Consider the following 579-nt stretch of genomic DNA (forward strand, 5'->3'; position numbering starts at 1 on the left):
GCCTCGGCCGCGAGGACGGCCGCCGCCGGGCCGCCCAGCCCGGCCAGCGCGCCCGCGACGTCCGCGCCGTCCTCGCCCAGCAGCTCGGCCGGGACATCCCGCAGTTCGATACGGGCCTGCGGCCGGGTCTCGTCCAGCGCCGTCAGCCGGGTGCGGGCCAGCCCGGCCGCCTCGGCGGTCACGGCGAAGACCAGGGTGCGGCCGCGCGTATAGCCACCGGCGCGGGCGGCGACCAGCAGCAGCTGCGCACTGTGGCCGTCGAGCACCTGATCCACCTGCCCGTACAGCCGCCAGCCGCCGTCCCGAAGCCGGGCCTGGACACCGCCCGNCGTCGAGCACCTGATCCACCTGCCCGTACAGCCGCCAGCCGCCGTCCCGAAGCCGGGCCTGGACACCGCCCGCGCGGCCGCCGCCCGCCCAGTCCGCCGCGTCGCGGCCATCGGGCTCACGGTCGAGACCCAGCACCCGGGACAGCGCCCGGCCCGGCACCGCGAGCGCCACAGTGCGCAGCTGCTGCTGGTCGCCGCCCGCGCCGGTGGCTATACGCGCGGCCGCACCCTGGTCTTCGCCGTGACCGCC

General features: G+C 78.7%; 1 pseudogene. It reads right to left on the bottom strand.

Going from position 1 to position 579, the window contains the following annotated elements:
* Positions 1–579, bottom strand: a pseudogene (locus EEJ42_RS05595) (hypothetical protein); the annotation flags it as partial.

Origin of the sequence: Streptomyces botrytidirepellens, assembly GCF_003721215.1 — a bacterium.
Classification (GTDB): Bacteria; Actinomycetota; Actinomycetes; order Streptomycetales; family Streptomycetaceae; genus Streptomyces; species Streptomyces himastatinicus.